Origin of the sequence: Micromonospora echinospora (assembly GCF_900091495.1) — a bacterium.
In the GTDB taxonomy this organism is placed as follows: Bacteria; Actinomycetota; Actinomycetes; order Mycobacteriales; family Micromonosporaceae; genus Micromonospora; species Micromonospora echinospora.
Genome location: NZ_LT607413.1, coordinates 6,204,106 through 6,218,272, shown reverse-complemented (window position 1 = coordinate 6,218,272; position 14,167 = coordinate 6,204,106). Strand labels below are relative to the sequence as shown.

Below are 14,167 nucleotides of genomic sequence, written 5' to 3'. Positions count from 1 at the left end.
GTTCGTGCGAAGCGACAGGTCAGTCGGGGGCGGGTTAATGGATTCGGAGCGCGAGGTACAGGTCGACCCGGTCGTCGAACCTGCCCAGGTCCCTGCCGGTGAGCTCCTCAATGCGTTTCATGCGGTAACGCAGGGTGTTGACGTGCAGATGCAGCTGTCGCGCGCACTGGCTCCACGATCCACCGGACTCGAGGAAGACGCTCAGCGTGCGCACGAGGTTGGCCCGGTACCGTCGGTCGTACTCGAGGACTGGTCCCAGCACGCGTTCGTGGAACGAGTTGCGTGTCGCCGTGGGGACACCGGCGATGAGAAGGGCATGCGTCGTGATCTCGCCGGCGCAGCGTACGCCGGTTGGTCCCGTGCTGGCGACGGCGACGGCGTGCAGTGCCTCTTGGACGGCACCGGTCAGTGCCGCGCTACCGGTTGCCACGTTGCTCACCCCGACGGCCAGCTGTCCCCGGCCGATGCCGGGCCGGAGCGTCTCGACGCCGCGGCGCAGCCGCGCGACCACTTCGTCGGCCCGCGGGTCGGTCCCGACGGGACCGTCGCCGTCAAGCCGGAGTATTGCCAGTGCCGTGTCGGTCGACGGGGCGATGGCGGTGGTCAGGCCGGTGGTGGCGGCGAAACCTGTCGTGCTCACGAGGTCGGCGAGGAGCGTGACCACGAGGTCGGCGGGGGTGAGCAGCCCGGTGAGCCGGGCCGCGACGGCGAGGAACGCCGAGCCGGGCTCCAGCCCGCCGGCCCGTAGGCGGCTCGGTAGGTCGGCCGCGTCCGCGGCCAGCGCACGTTCGATCTGGTCGGCGAGCCGTCGCTCGACGCGCGCCGCCTCGTCGACCTGGACGCGCTCCAGCGCCGCGAGCCCGACGAGTTCGGCGGTCACGTCGGGCGGCACCGGCTCGTCCGACCGCCCGGTGCAGGCGAGAATCCAGGAGGCCAGGCGGTGTTCGGGACGGCCCCGCACTGTATGCAGCGAGTAAGTCACGTCGTCGATCCGGACTTCCGTCGGCACCCTGCTGCTGCCCAGGAACGTGGCAGCGAAGCGGTTGGCCAGGGACTGGTCGAGGGGGTCCGTTCCGCACACCAGGCGTCCGGCGGGAGAGACGAGCCAGCACCGCGCCCCGAGATCGGCGGCGACGGAGGACAGCAGGTCCGCAAGTCGTGCACCGCCGGCCATCGCGGCGACGAGACCGCGCTGCCGGCCCAGAACCGTTGCCAGCCCGGTTGCCCGCTGCGCCCAGAACGACGTGGCGACGACGTCGCTGATCTCGCGGAAGGAGACTTCCACCGGGACCTCAAACAGCGGCATCTCGTACTGCTGGCACGCGATGAGCAAATCCTCCGGCACGCATCCGAAGGCTGCGGCACCGGCGCCGATAGCGGTTGCTCCCATCGCGGCACAGGCCGCGACGAAAGCTGCGGAGTCCGCCGGCGACCGTCGCCACATGAGTCCGGTCAGGACGAGCTCGCCGCCCGACATGTAGCGCTTGGGGTCGAGTAGATCGGTCACGAAGACCCGGGTGACCGGTTCGTCGAGCTGCGCGTGGCCGGTCAGCAGCCGCAGGTGCAGTCCGGGCCGATGGAGGATCTCGCGCAGTGAAGTCGGAGCGTTTACCCGCACCCTGCATTCTCCTTCCTCGTGTGCCGCTGGTCGGTGGCTACGCGGCGATCCGGTAACTCCGCCTCGTCACGGTCTGGACGAACCGGGTGCCCGACAGGCAGGTGCCGGCGAGCAAGCGGCGCAACCGGGGGACGGCGACCTCGAGCGTGGTCATCCGAGGTGTCGAAGGCGCAGCCGCTGCGACGTGTCTCCCAACGGGCGAACACGCAGCCGAGCTCCCGAGCCAGGACCCGAAAGGCGACCAACGACGCCGGCTCGCGAACGAGAAGCGCTGCCAACGGGTGGCGTCGTCGCTCCCACGCCGCGACACCGTGAAGCCGGCCATCCTCCCCACGCGCACCTCCTGTCACCTCGACGTGGCCTGTTCGTACTGACCACGGTCAGCTGGCCGGTCGCGTTCACGTCGAGTAGGTGCCAAAGAGTGTCTCGGCAGGACTGCCGTAACCACGCCGACCGCTGATACCGGATCGGTATCGGTTCGCGCAGTGTCGGTGACGAGGCCTTGGCTCTCGCGATGTCGAATCCACGACCTTGCGGACAGGATTGTCGATCGGATCAAGCAGCGAGCCGCAGCGTCGTCGGCGCCGGGCGTGGGATGCCACTCCGGTCGGGCCAGCCGAAGTGGCATCGCGGGTGGGCGGTCGAGGTCGCCGTTACCGGAGCCGGGCGGCCGGAGCCCGGCAGGGGCGGGCCACCCCGACGACCGTCCCACTACGCCCGGTCGCTCCCGTCGGTGGTCGACCCGACGTGGCGTATCCGCGCCCAGACCCGGTCTCGGGTCAGGGGCAGCGCGGTCAGTCGCACCCCGGTCGCGTCACGTACGGCGTTGCCGAGCGCGGCCGCGACGGGGTTGAACGGGCTTTCGCTCATGGACTTGGCGGCGTGTGGGCCGAGGGGATCGGCCGTGTCGGCGAAGAGGACCTCGGTGCGAGGCGCGTCGGCGAACGTCGGGATCCGGTAGTCCCGGACCACGCTGGTGGTGACCCTGCCGTTGTCGTCGATCAGCAGGTTCTCGGTCAGCGTGGTGCCGACGGCCTGTGCCACGCCGCCCTCCACCTGACCGCGGCACTGCACCGGGTTCAGCACCGTTCCGGCGTCGGCGGCGTGGACGCTCCGGAGAATCCGGATCTCGCCGGTGACGACGTCGACCGCGACGCGGAACCACTGCACGTTGAACGCGACCGACCGCTCCGCGCCGTCGGCATGTCCGCTGGCCTCCAGGCGGTCGCCCACCCTGTCCGCAGCCTCCTGGAGGGCGCGCAGCGAGATCTCCCGGTCGCCGGCCCGGACCGCGCCGAGGACCAGTTCGCACTCGTCGGGCCCGACGTCGAGGCAGGTGGCGGCGAGGGTCAGCAGGCGCTGCCGTAACCGGGTCGCCGCGCGGAACACGGCGAGCCCGCCGACGACGGTGCCGGTCGATGCGAACGCGCCGGTGTCGTGTTCCACCAGATCCGTGTCGGACTGCCGGATGCCGATGTGGTCCAGCTCCGTCGCGAGGACGTCGGCGGCGATCTGCCGATGAACCGTCGTCGATCCGTTTCCGAACTCCGCGATGCCGGTGTCCAGCTGGAATCGACCATTCGTGGTCAGCCTGATCGCGGCGCGGCCGTGGTGGCCACCGGGCGGCCCGGTGGCGATCATGCCGATGGCGAGACCTTCCCCGAGGCGCCACCCGGACGGGAGGTCGGACCCCGTGGTGTCCCCGTCGACGGCGCCGTGCACGAGGTCGAGGCACTGGTCCAGGCCGTAGCTACGGATGCTCAGGTCCTCGGCGTGCCCGATGGGGGTGACCAACGGGTCTTCGGGGCGGACGACGTTGCGCCGGCGGACCGTGACCGGGTCGAGTCCGAGACCGTGGGCGATCTCGTCGATCGCCGACTCGACGGCGAACATCACCTGACCCAGGCCGTATCCGCGGAACGCGCCGGCCGGCACCGTGTTGGTGTAGACGGTGCGGCCGGCGACTCGCTTGTTCGCGCAGCGGTAGATCGCCATCGACTCGGCGCAGCCGTGGGCGAGGACCGCCGGGCCGTGGTTGCCGTAGGCGCCGGTGTCGGTGACGACGTTCAGACACATGGCGGTGAGCGTGCCGTCCCGCTTCGCTCCGAGCCGCACCCGAACTGTGAAGGGGTGTCGGGTCGTGGTCGCGACGAACTGCTCCTCGCGGGTGAGTTCCCACCGGGCCGGCCGGCCTGTGGCCAGCACGGCGAGAAGGACGATGTCCTCGACCAGCATCTCCTGCTTACCGCCGAAGCCGCCGCCCACTCGGCCGGCCACCACGCGGAGGCGTTCCGGTGGGATGTCGAAGACGTGGGCGAGACGTCGACGGGTCAGGAAGGGCGTCTGAGTGCTGGCGCGGATGGTGACGCGCCCGTCCGGCGCGATCCACCCGAGCGCGCCATGGGTTTCCAGCGCCATGTGCTGCACGCGCTGGGTCTGGTAGGTCTCTTCGTAGACGAAGTCCGCCTCGGCGAGCCCTCGGACGACGTCGCCGACCTCGCCGCCGACCTCACCGGCCACATTGTCCGGGCGGTCGTCATGCAGGATGGGTGCGCCGGACGCGGTCGCCGCCCGCACGTCGGTGACCGCCGGCAGCGGCTCGTACGTGACCCGGACCCGCCGCACGCCTTCCTCCGCGGCCGCCTCGGTCTCGGCGACTACGACGGCGACTCGTTGGCCGACGAACCGCACCACATCGTCGAGCACGCGGGTGTCGGCCGGGTCGTCGTCGAAGTGCTCGTGCAGCGCAGTCGAGAACCGCCGGTCGGGCGCGTCGCGGTGCGTCAGCACGGCCAGCACCCCGGGAACTGCCACCGCCTGCGTGACGTCGATCCGCGTGATCCGGGCGTGCGGGAGCGGGGACCGCACCACCTTCAGATGTGTCACCCCCGGAAGGTCGACGTCGAACGTGAACCGGGCGGCGCCCGTGACGACGTCTCGGCCAGCCGGAGCTCCGACGTTGCTGCCCACTGCGTTCCCCGCCGCCGGATGCTCGACGTGCGAGTTCCCGGCCAACGCGTCCTCGATCGACCGGTAGCCGGTGCACCGGCACAGGTTGCCCTTGAACGCGCGCGGCCGGTCGTCGGCCAGACCCTCCGCATGGTCGAGGGCCGCTGCCGTCATGACGAACCCGGCCGTGCAGTATCCGCATTGAAACCCCTGCGCTGCCAGAAACCGCTCCTGCGCCGGATGCAGATCGTTCCCGCGCGCCAGACCCTCGATCGTGGTGACCGTGCGGCCCGAGGCCCGGACTGCTGGGAAGACGCAGCTGTGCACGGGCACGCCGTCGACGTGGACGGTGCAGGCGCCGCAGTCTCCCGCGTCGCAACCCTTCTTGACCCCGAACCAACCGTTGTCGCGCAGATAGGTACGAAGGCACTGGCCGGGCGCCGGCAGGTGCGCACCCGGGCGTCCGTTGACCGTCGGGGTCACCGTGCCGCTCCCAGAAGGTCCGCTCGAACCTGCTCGACCAGCCGCAGCGTCATGTGCCGGCGCCACGCGGGCAGTCCGTGGACGTCGTCGTGCCAACCCTCGGCGGACACCTGTGCGTCCACCATGTCGACCAGACTCGCGGCTGCCGTCGGGGCCGGGACGCTGACGGTGACCGGTCGGGGGGTCGCCGCCGTCACCGTGAGACGCAGTCGACCGGATTCGACGTCGAGGTGACCGGTGACGAAAGCCGCCGACCGTCCGAGCGGGTGCAGGCTCGCACGCCGCACCGCGATCCGTCCGGTCAACTCCCGCTCGGGCAGGTGGATGGCGTGCAGGTATTCACCCGGCTGCAACGCCGCCACGCCGGGCTCGACCACGAATGCGTCAACGGGAACCAGGCGCCGCTCGCCGGAGAGCCGACGAACGTCGCAGCGTGCGTCGAACGCCGCCGCGAGGGAGATCATCGGACCGGCGGGCAGGGCGGCGCACAGGTTGCCGCCGACGGTCGCGACGTTCCAGATCTTCCAGGACGCGAGGAACGCGTCGCAACAGCGCCGGATGGCCACCGCCAGATCGGGCCACCGGGCCGGCGGCCGGTAGCGGGCGAGTGTCGCCACCGTGCAGGTGGCGGCGATGTCCAGCCCGGGCCTGCCTTCGTCGTCGGCAGCCGCCAACGAGGGCCAGCCCAGGACGGTTAGGTCGCGCAGCCTCCGGACCCCTTGCTGGGGACGGGAGAACAGCACCGTGCCGCCGGCCAGCCAACAGTCACCGGGGCGCCAGTCCGCTTCGTCGCCGGGCACCATGGCCTCGACAGTCGGAAGATCCACGTGTCGATCCCATCAATCGCGGACCGGGGCCGACTATTCGTCGCTCCTACAACAAACGGGTTGGTCGAGCGGCCCCGGCTGGACGAACTGACGAGCGCGGTACCGGCCCACCGGTGCCACGCCCGGGATGAACCTCTCCGCGTCAGCTCGCGCCCGGCGTCGGCCGAAGCGACACCTGGCGCCGGCCGACTCCGATCAGGTAGGTCGGAACCCTGCCGAGGGCTCCCTCCCCAGCGCCGATCGCGCAATGAGCGTCCTTGACAACGCCGCCCGCCTCGGTCCGTCCCCGTTGGACGAACCTCCATGCTCCGATGTGCAGGCCCGGGAGCAGCGCGAACCAGCCTTGACAGCATGGCGGACCGCTCCGCATGGTGGTCTGATCCGCCGCCCGCCCCGGTGCGCCCGCGACGACCGGGCGCCGTGGGAGACCACGGACGCCAGGGTCGAGCGAGCCGCGGTTCCCTGTTCCCGCGCGAGGGAGACGTCGTGCAGATCAACAGCAGGTTCGGCTCCGGAATGTCCCCGTGACCGTCGCCGGTCTGGTCCTCGCCGCCGGTGCCGGTCGCCGGTACGGTCGGCCCAAGGCTCTCGTGTACCACCACGGCTCGCTGCTCGTGGAGCGGGCGGGCCGGACCCTGCGGGCGGGGGGATGCGACCCGGTCCTGGTGGTGCTCGGCGCGGCGGGCGATCAGGTTCGCGCAGTCGCTGACCTGGGTGGCGTCCGGGTGGTCGACAACCCCGGTTGGGCCAGCGGCATGGGCTCTTCACTACGGGTGGGACTGACGGCACTGACCGCCACGCGCAGCGTGGCGGTGGTGGTGCTCCTCGTGGACATGCCCGGCATCACCGCCGAGGCGGTGCGGCGAGTCGCGGCGGTGGCGGCCCCGGACGTGCTCGCCGCGGCCGGCTACGCGCCCGGCCGGCGGGGTCATCCGGTGCTGCTGGGCCGGGACCATTGGGCCGGGGTGCTCGAATCGGCCGTCGGCGATACTGGTGCGGCCGGCTACCTGCGCGCCCACCGTGACCGGTTGAGGATCGTGCCCTGCGCCGACGTGGCCGACGACCGGGATCTCGACATGCCGGTCGACGGAATCGAGGACCACCGTGGATGAGCTGCTCGCCGACCTGCTGCGCTGGTGCGACACCGGTGCCGCCGTCGGCCTCGCGACCGTCGTCGGGACCTGGCACAGCGCCCCCTATCCGATCGGCACCGCGATGCTGGTCGCGCCGGACGGCGCCATGACCGGAAGCGTCTCTGGCGGGTGTGTCGAGGCGGCGCTCTACGAAGCCTGCCAGGAGGTCCTCCGGACCGGGCGGCCATCCCTGCTCCGCTACGGGGTGACCGGGGATGACGCGCTCGAGGCGGGGCTAACCTGCGGCGGCACCATCGAGGTGTTCGTCGAACGGGTCGACCGCGCCGGTTCCCCCTGGGTGGCGGTGCTGGCCGAGGCCGTCCGGTCGGCCGCCCCGGTGGCGGTGCTCACCTGCGTGCGGGGAACACCGGAGCAGCGCGGCCGCCGGATCGTGGCCGGGCCGGACACCCACCACGGCACGTTCGGCGACACCCGGTTGGACCGCGCGGCGGTGGACGCGGGCCGCCGGTTGCTGGCCGCCGGGGAGAGCGCACGGGTGGACCTCTCGTCCGACGGCCGGGCGGAGCCGGTAAGCGTGCTGGTGCGCGCCTACGCCCCGTCGCCCCGGCTGATCGTGTTCGGCGCGGTCGACGTGGCGGCCGAGCTGGCCCGCTTCGGCTCCGCCCTCGGCTACCGGGTCACCGTCTGCGACGCCCGCCCGGTCTTCGCGACCGCGCGTCGGTTCCCGCTGGCGCAGGAGGTGGTGGTCGACTGGCCGCACCGGTATCTCGCGGGCGAGGCCCGGGCCGGCCGGCTGGACGCCCGTACGGCGGTCTGCGTGCTCACGCACGACGAGAAGTTCGACGTGCCGGTGCTGCGGCTGGCCCTAGAGGACCTCGACCTGTCATTCGTGGGGGCGCTGGGATCCCGGCGTACGCACCACGACCGGCTCGGCCGGCTGCGGGCGGCCGGGGTCGGGGAGTCGGCGCTGGCGCGACTGGCGTCCCCGATCGGCCTGGACGTGGGCGGCCGAACCGCCGCCGAGACGGCGCTCAGCATCGCCGCGGAACTGGTCGCGGTGCGGCACGGCCGGTCTGGCGGCCGGCTGCGCGACAGCTCCGGCAGCATCCACGGCTGACGGCCCGCGTGCCACCGCACCCGGCTACTGGAGGAACGTACGACAGCGGTGCCGCCAACCGAGCCGGGTTTGGTCATCGCGGCGCTGTCCCCGCCCTCGCGACGGCTGCTTGACTCCTTTCGACGAGCGGGGAGGAGCAGGGGTGGGTCGGATCGAGGACTTCAACGGGCTCGCCGCCAAGTGGGCCGAGCGAGAGCTGATCGCCTGCTGTGCGGCGCCCCGCTGGGCTCGTCTGCTCGTCGCCGGTCGGCCGTACCCCGACCGGGCCGCGCTGCTGGCCGCGGCGGACGCTGCCAACGCCCAGCTCACCTGGCCGGAGGTGCGTGCGGCGGTCGACGCCCACCCGCGTATCGGCCAGCGACCGGACGGGCAGCGCCGCGAGGACCGCTGGTCGCGGGGGGAACAGTCCGGCCTCGACGGCGCGACCGAGCCGGCCCGCGCCGCCATCGCGGAGGCCACCGTGGGGTACGAGCGTCGGTTCGGTCACCGCTTCCTGGTCTGCGCCACCGGTCGCAGCGACACGCAACTGCTTGCCGCGCTGCGTGACCGGCTCGGCAACGACCCGGACATCGAGCAGGCCGTGGTCCGGGAGGAGCTGCGGAAGATTGCTGCGCTGCGGATCGGGAAGCTGCTCGATGAGCCGGCCTGACCGGGACGTGGTGGGCTTCGCGCCGGTGTCCACCCACGTGCTCGACACGGTCGTCGGGGCTCCCGCCGCTGGCATACCTGTGCGGCTCGACCGGCTCGACGGGACCCGCTGGCGGCAGGTCGGAGCCGGACACACGGACGCCGACGGACGGTTGCGCGATTGGGTGCCGGCGCGGCAGTGGACGGCCGGACGCTACCGGCTCGTCTTCGACCTCGGCGGGCACCTCGGGGCCGACTCCTTCTATCCGGAAGCCGTCGTGTCCTTCCGGGTCGGCGACGCCGCCACCCATCACCACCTGCCGCTGCTGCTCAGTCCGTTCGGCTACACCACCTATCGAGGGAGCTGACTATATGGGTATCGTGCTCGGGTCCAACCGGTACGGCAAGGCTGAGGTACGCGTCGTCCACGTCGCCCGCGACGGCGACCGGCACACGCTGCGCGACCTAAACGTCAGCACCGCCCTCGCCGGGGACCTGGACGCCACCCACCTCACCGGCGACAACAGCCAGGTCTTGCCCACCGACTCGCAGAAGAACACCGTCTACGCGTTCGCCCGACGGCACGGGATCGGTTCGCCTGAGGCGTTCGCGCTGCTGCTGGCCGAGCACTTCGTGCACAGCCAGGCGGCCATCCGGCAGGCCCGGGTGAGCGTGCGGGAGCAACTCTGGCAGCGGCTCGGGCCGCACTCCTTCCAGCGCCGCGGCGAGGAGATCCGCACGGCCGAGGTCAGCTACGACGGTGACCGTGCCCAGGTGGTCTCCGGGATCACCGGCCTGGTGCTGATGAACACCACCGGCTCCGAGTTCCACGGCTACGTACGCGACGAGTACACGACCCTGCCGGAGACGACCGACCGGATCCTGGCCACCGCCGTGGACGCCCGCTGGCGGCACCTCGACCCCGACACCGACTGGGATCTCGCCTACCAGCAGGTGCGCGATGCGCTGGTCGCGGCGTTCGTCGAAAGCTACAGCTACTCGCTGCAGCAGACCCTGTACGAGATGGGCCACCGGGTGCTCGACACCCGGCCGGAGCTGGCGGAGATCCGCCTGGTCCTGCCCAACCGGCATCACCTGCCGGTCGACCTGTCCCCGTTCGGCCTCGACAATCCGAACGCCGTGTTCGTGGCCACCGACCGCCCGTATGGGGTCATCGAGGGCACCATCCGTCGCGACGACGTCCCGGCCGCGGTCGGCGAGTGGTGACGGCGCCCCAGCCGGAGGCAATCATGATCGTCATCGAGAACTGCGCCGTCGCCACCGTCGACCGCGGGTGGACCGAATACCGTGACGGGCACGTCGTGGTCGGCGCCGACGGCCGGATCACCGCGGTCGGGCCGGGTCCGGCCCGTGCCGTTGACCCGTCGGCCCGCCGGGTCGACGGCACCGGCTGCCTGGCCACTCCCGGTCTGGTCAACGCCCACCACCATCTCTACCAGTGGGTGACCCGGGGTCTCGCCCAGGAGGCCGACCTGTTCGGCTGGCTGACCACCCTGTACCCGGTCTGGGCCCATCTGGACGCCGAGATGGTGCACGCCGCGGCGGCGGCCGGCCTGGGCTGGCTCGCCCTGTCTGGTTGCACGACCAGCACCGACCACCACTACGTGTTCCCACCCGGCCGGGACGATCCGCTGGCCGCCACGATCGAGGCCGCCCGCCGGATCGGGCTGCGCTTCCAGCCCAGTCGCGGGTCGATGGACCTGGGCCGGTCCGACGGCGGCCTGCCCCCCGACTCGCTCGTCGAGGGCACCGAGGCGGCTCTGCTGGCCACCGAGGCAGCGATCGACCGCTACCACGATCCGTCCCCGGGGGCGATGCTGCGGATCTCCGTGGCACCGTGCTCGCCGTTCTCGGTCACCGCCACCTTGATGCGGGAGGCCGCAGCGCTGGCCCGGCGGCGCGGGGTCCGGCTGCACACCCACCTCGCCGAGACCGTCGAGGAGGAGGAGTACTGCCGGGCCACCCACGGCTGCACCCCCGTCGAGTACGCCGAGCGACTCGGCTGGCTCGGTGACGACGTGTGGCTGGCCCACGGCGTGCATCTCGACGACGCGGCGCTGGCCCGGCTGGCCGCCACCGGCACGGCCGTGGCGCACTGCCCCAGCTCGAACGCCCGCCTGGGCGCCGGCGTCGCCCGCGTGCCCGACCTGCTCGCCGCCGGCGTGCCGGTGGGGCTGGGCGTGGACGGCGCCGCCTCTCAGGAGGCCGGCCAGCTCGGCGCGGAGCTGCGGCAGGCCCTGTACGCCGCTCGGCTGCGCGGCGGCCCGGCGGCGATGACCGCCCGACAGGCGTTGGCCCTCGGCACGGTCGGGGGCGCCGAGTGCCTGGGTCGAGCCGACGAGATCGGCTCGCTGGAGGTGGGCAAACTCGCCGACGTCGCGCTGTGGCGCCTGGATGGCCTCGGCCACGCCGGCATCGACGACCCGGTGGCGGCGCTGGTGCTCGGTCCACCCGCCCCGCTGGCGCTGCTGCTGGTCGGCGGCCGGACCGTCGTCGAGGCCGGGGAGCTGCGCACGGCCGACGTGGGGACGATCACCGATCGGGCCAGCCGGGCCCACCGGAAGCTGCTGGCGCTGGCCGAGGCGGGGTCGACGAGGACAGGAGACGGTCGATGACCGAAGCTCAGGCGCCGTCCGCGCGGGCAGACGCCGATGGGGGTGACATCCTCACTCCGGACGCGGTCGCTTTCGTGACCGCCCTGCACCGGCGGTTCGCGGGCCGCCGCGCCGACCTGCTCGCCCGCCGGGCGGTCCGCCGTGCCGAGGCAGCCCGCGACGGACGGCTCGAATTCCCCGCAGACACTGCGGCGATCCGCGACGCGGACTGGACGGTACCGCCCCCGCCGGCCGACCTGACCGACCGGCGGGTGGAGATCACGGGGCCGCCCGAGCGGAAGATGACCATCAACGCGCTGAACTCGGGCGCCCACGTCTGGCTCGCCGACCTGGAGGACGCCAACACCCCGCGCTGGACGAACGTCCTTGACGGGCAGCGCAATCTTCGTGACGCGGTACGCCGCACCATCTCTGTGGACAACGGCGGCCGGCGCTACGAACTGGGCCCCGGACCGTACCCGACGATCGTCGTCCGGCCCCGGGGGTGGCATCTGGACGAGCGGCACCTGCCGGTCGACGGGGTGCCGGCAGTCGCCGCGCTGGTGGACTTCGGGCTCTACCTGTTCCACAACGCCGACGAGTTGCTGGCCCGGGGCAGCGGCCCGTACTTCTATCTGCCGAAGCTGGAGAGCAGCGACGAGGCAGCGCTCTGGAACGACGTGTTCGACCACGCGCAGGAGCTGCTCGGCCTGCCCCGCGGGACGATCCGGGCCACCGTGTTGATCGAGACGATCACCGCCGCGTTCGAGATGGACGAGATCCTGTGGGTACTGCGCCCCCACGTGACCGGACTCAACGCGGGCCGGTGGGACTACCTGTTCAGCATCATCAGGACCTTCCGCGACGCCGGGGCGTCATTCCTGCTGCCCGACCGCTCGGCGGTCACCATGACCGCGCCTTTCATGCGCGCGTACACCGACCTGTTGGTCGCCACCTGTCATCGACGGGGGGCCAGCGCGATCGGCGGCATGTCCGCCTTCATCCCCAACCGGCGAGACGCCGACGCCACCGAGCGAGCCTTCGCCCAGGTCCGCGCCGACAAGCAACGCGAGGCGGCCGACGGCTTCGACGGCTCCTGGGTCGCCCACCCCGACCTGGTCCCGATCTGTCGGGAGGTCTTCGACCGGGCCCTCGGCGACCGTCCCCACCAACTGCACCGGCGCAGGACCGAGGTGGCTGTCACCGCCGAGCAGCTGCTCGACCTGCGCGGGATACCCGGACAGGCCACCGGAGTCGGTCTGCGCGACAACGTCGCCGTGACGCTGCGCTACCTGGAGGCCTGGCTACGGGGCAACGGCGCGGTGGCGATCAACAGCATGATGGAGGACACCGCCACCGCGGAGATCTCTCGGTCACAGATCTGGCAGTGGATCCACCACGGCGTACGCCTGTCCGACGGCACACCGGTGACCGCCGAGCTGGTCCGCGGCATCGAGGACGAAGAACTCGCCGCGATCCGGGCCGAGCTGGGCCAGTCGGCCTGGGCGGGGTCCCGCTTCGACGACGCCCGCCGGCTCTTCGAACGGATCGCCCTCGATCTCGGGTTCGTCGACTTCCTCACCATCCCGGCGTACGAGTTGGTCGACTGATGCGCCTTCGCACGGAGGTGTACACCGACCTGGACGACCGGCTGGCTGCGGTCGACCTCGAGCTGCGCGCAGCCCACCCGGGCCGGGCCGGCGGCCGGCAGCCGGTGCACACCGTCTACGTCCCCGCCGATCGGGTCACCACACGTCTCGTCCCCACCTGGGGGGCCGCCGCCCTCGCCGCCCTGCGGGGCTGCCTGCCACCGCCGTTCGCCGAGGAGTTGTGCGAGGCGGTCACCAGCAAGCTGGCCTCGGAACCGATCGAAGACCTGCGAATCGACCTGGAGGACGGCTTCGGAACCCGTGACGACGCCGACGAGGACCGGGCGGTACGGACGGCGGGCCGGGCGCTGGTCGACGCTTGGGCGGAGGGAATCGCGCCGCCACTGGTCGGGATCCGAGTCAAGAGCCTGGAGGCGGCCACCCGGCGGCGGGCGGTGCGCAGCCTCGACCTGTTCCTGGACGCCTGCGGCGGGGCAACGCCCGGCTTCGTGGTGACCCTGCCTAAGGTCAGCCATCCCGCGCAGGTCGAGGCGATGGTGGTGCTCTGCGCACGCCTGGAGTCGGCCTACGGGCTGCCGGACGGGACGCTGCGGTTCGAGATCCAGGTGGAGGTGCCCCGGGCCGTGCTGGGCCCGGACGGCACCGCGACGGTGCCCCGGCTGGTCACCGCCGCCGACGGCCGCTGCGCCGGGCTGCACTTCGGCACCTACGACTACAGCGCGGCATGCGGGATCGCCGGCCCGTACCAGAGCATGGAGCACCCCGCCGCCGACCACGCCAAGGCCGTGATGCAGGTGGCCGCTGCCGTGGCCGGTGTGCCCGTCTCCGACGGCTCCACCAACGTGCTGCCGGTGGGCGCGGCCCCGGCGGTGCGAGCCGCGTGGGCGCTGCACGCGCGACTGGTCCGCCGCTCCCTCGAACGCGGCTTCTACCAGGGCTGGGACCTGCACCCGGCGCAGCTGCCGACCCGGTTCGCCGCGACCTACGCCTTCTTCCGCGACAACGCGCCCGACGCGGCCCGGCGGCTGCGCGCCCACCTCGATCGATGCTGCGACGGGGTGCTCGACGAACCGGCGACCCGGCGCGCGCTCGCCGGCTTCCTGCTGCGCGGGGTCGACTGCGGGGCGCTGGACGCCGAGCAGGTGGGATTCGAACCGGGCGAGCTGCGGAGCCTGACGTGGTGAGCCCTGACCGCCGCGACCGGCGGTCGACGAGGCAGGAGGGCAG

The 14,167-nt window shown here is 72.3% G+C and carries 11 protein-coding genes; 8 read left to right on the top strand and 3 right to left on the bottom strand.

What is annotated here, in order from left to right:
• Positions 1-34: 34 nt before the first annotated feature.
• From GA0070618_RS26665 to GA0070618_RS26655, 3 genes are all read right to left on the bottom strand, one after another.
• Entirely contained in the window at positions 35-1,618 is a 1,584-nt protein-coding gene (locus GA0070618_RS26665; protein WP_088984072.1) for a helix-turn-helix domain-containing protein, read from the bottom strand.
• A 711-nt stretch (positions 1,619-2,329) separates the two neighbouring features.
• Positions 2,330-5,050: a molybdopterin-dependent oxidoreductase gene (locus GA0070618_RS26660; RefSeq protein WP_088984071.1), complete on the bottom strand. Its 2,721-nt coding sequence runs from the start codon at positions 5,048-5,050 to the stop codon at positions 2,330-2,332.
• Positions 5,047-5,877, bottom strand: coding sequence for an FAD binding domain-containing protein (locus GA0070618_RS26655; RefSeq protein WP_231931467.1), 831 nt, complete (start codon positions 5,875-5,877; stop codon positions 5,047-5,049). The genes GA0070618_RS26660 and GA0070618_RS26655 overlap by 4 nt, the downstream gene beginning before the upstream one ends.
• A 524-nt stretch (positions 5,878-6,401) precedes the next feature.
• Between GA0070618_RS26655 and GA0070618_RS26650 the strand changes: the two genes are divergently transcribed.
• The 8 genes from GA0070618_RS26650 (at position 6,402) to GA0070618_RS26615 (ending at position 14,124) form a co-directional block, all read left to right on the top strand.
• On the top strand, positions 6,402-6,989 hold the full coding sequence (locus tag GA0070618_RS26650; RefSeq protein ID WP_231931466.1) for a nucleotidyltransferase family protein: 588 nt from the start codon (positions 6,402-6,404) through the stop codon (positions 6,987-6,989).
• Entirely contained in the window at positions 6,982-8,088 is a 1,107-nt protein-coding gene (locus tag GA0070618_RS26645; RefSeq protein WP_088984069.1) for an XdhC family protein, read from the top strand. The genes GA0070618_RS26650 and GA0070618_RS26645 overlap by 8 nt, the downstream gene beginning before the upstream one ends.
• 142 nt (positions 8,089-8,230) lie before the next feature.
• Positions 8,231-8,737, top strand: a complete 507-nt coding sequence (uraD, locus tag GA0070618_RS26640; protein WP_231931465.1) for a 2-oxo-4-hydroxy-4-carboxy-5-ureidoimidazoline decarboxylase — start codon at positions 8,231-8,233, stop codon at positions 8,735-8,737.
• Entirely contained in the window at positions 8,724-9,083 is a 360-nt protein-coding gene (uraH, locus tag GA0070618_RS26635; protein WP_088984068.1) for a hydroxyisourate hydrolase, read from the top strand. Before uraD ends, uraH begins: the two co-directional genes overlap by 14 nt.
• A gap of 4 nt (positions 9,084-9,087) precedes the next feature.
• Positions 9,088-9,942: a factor-independent urate hydroxylase gene (gene pucL / locus GA0070618_RS26630; protein ID WP_088984067.1), complete on the top strand. Its 855-nt coding sequence runs from the start codon at positions 9,088-9,090 to the stop codon at positions 9,940-9,942.
• 23 nt (positions 9,943-9,965) lie between these two features.
• Complete coding sequence (locus GA0070618_RS26625; protein WP_088985865.1) at positions 9,966-11,351, top strand: 8-oxoguanine deaminase; 1,386 nt, start codon at positions 9,966-9,968, stop codon at positions 11,349-11,351.
• Positions 11,348-12,940: a malate synthase A gene (gene aceB / locus GA0070618_RS26620; RefSeq protein ID WP_088984066.1), complete on the top strand. Its 1,593-nt coding sequence runs from the start codon at positions 11,348-11,350 to the stop codon at positions 12,938-12,940. Before GA0070618_RS26625 ends, aceB begins: the two co-directional genes overlap by 4 nt.
• Positions 12,940-14,124: a DUF6986 family protein gene (locus tag GA0070618_RS26615; RefSeq protein ID WP_088984065.1), complete on the top strand. Its 1,185-nt coding sequence runs from the start codon at positions 12,940-12,942 to the stop codon at positions 14,122-14,124. Before aceB ends, GA0070618_RS26615 begins: the two co-directional genes overlap by 1 nt.
• Positions 14,125-14,167 lie beyond the last annotated feature (43 nt).

Bases quoted from the DNA above. Each gene is read 5' to 3' on its own strand.
- uraH (WP_088984068.1), top strand. From the start codon at position 8,724: ATGAGCCGGCCTGACCGGGACGTGGTGGGCTTCGCGCCGGTGTCCACC.
- pucL (WP_088984067.1), top strand. From the start codon at position 9,088: ATGGGTATCGTGCTCGGGTCCAACCGGTACGGCAAGGCTGAGGTACGC.
- GA0070618_RS26625 (WP_088985865.1), top strand. From the start codon at position 9,966: ATGATCGTCATCGAGAACTGCGCCGTCGCCACCGTCGACCGCGGGTGG.
- aceB (WP_088984066.1), top strand. From the start codon at position 11,348: ATGACCGAAGCTCAGGCGCCGTCCGCGCGGGCAGACGCCGATGGGGGT.
- GA0070618_RS26615 (WP_088984065.1), top strand. From the start codon at position 12,940: ATGCGCCTTCGCACGGAGGTGTACACCGACCTGGACGACCGGCTGGCT.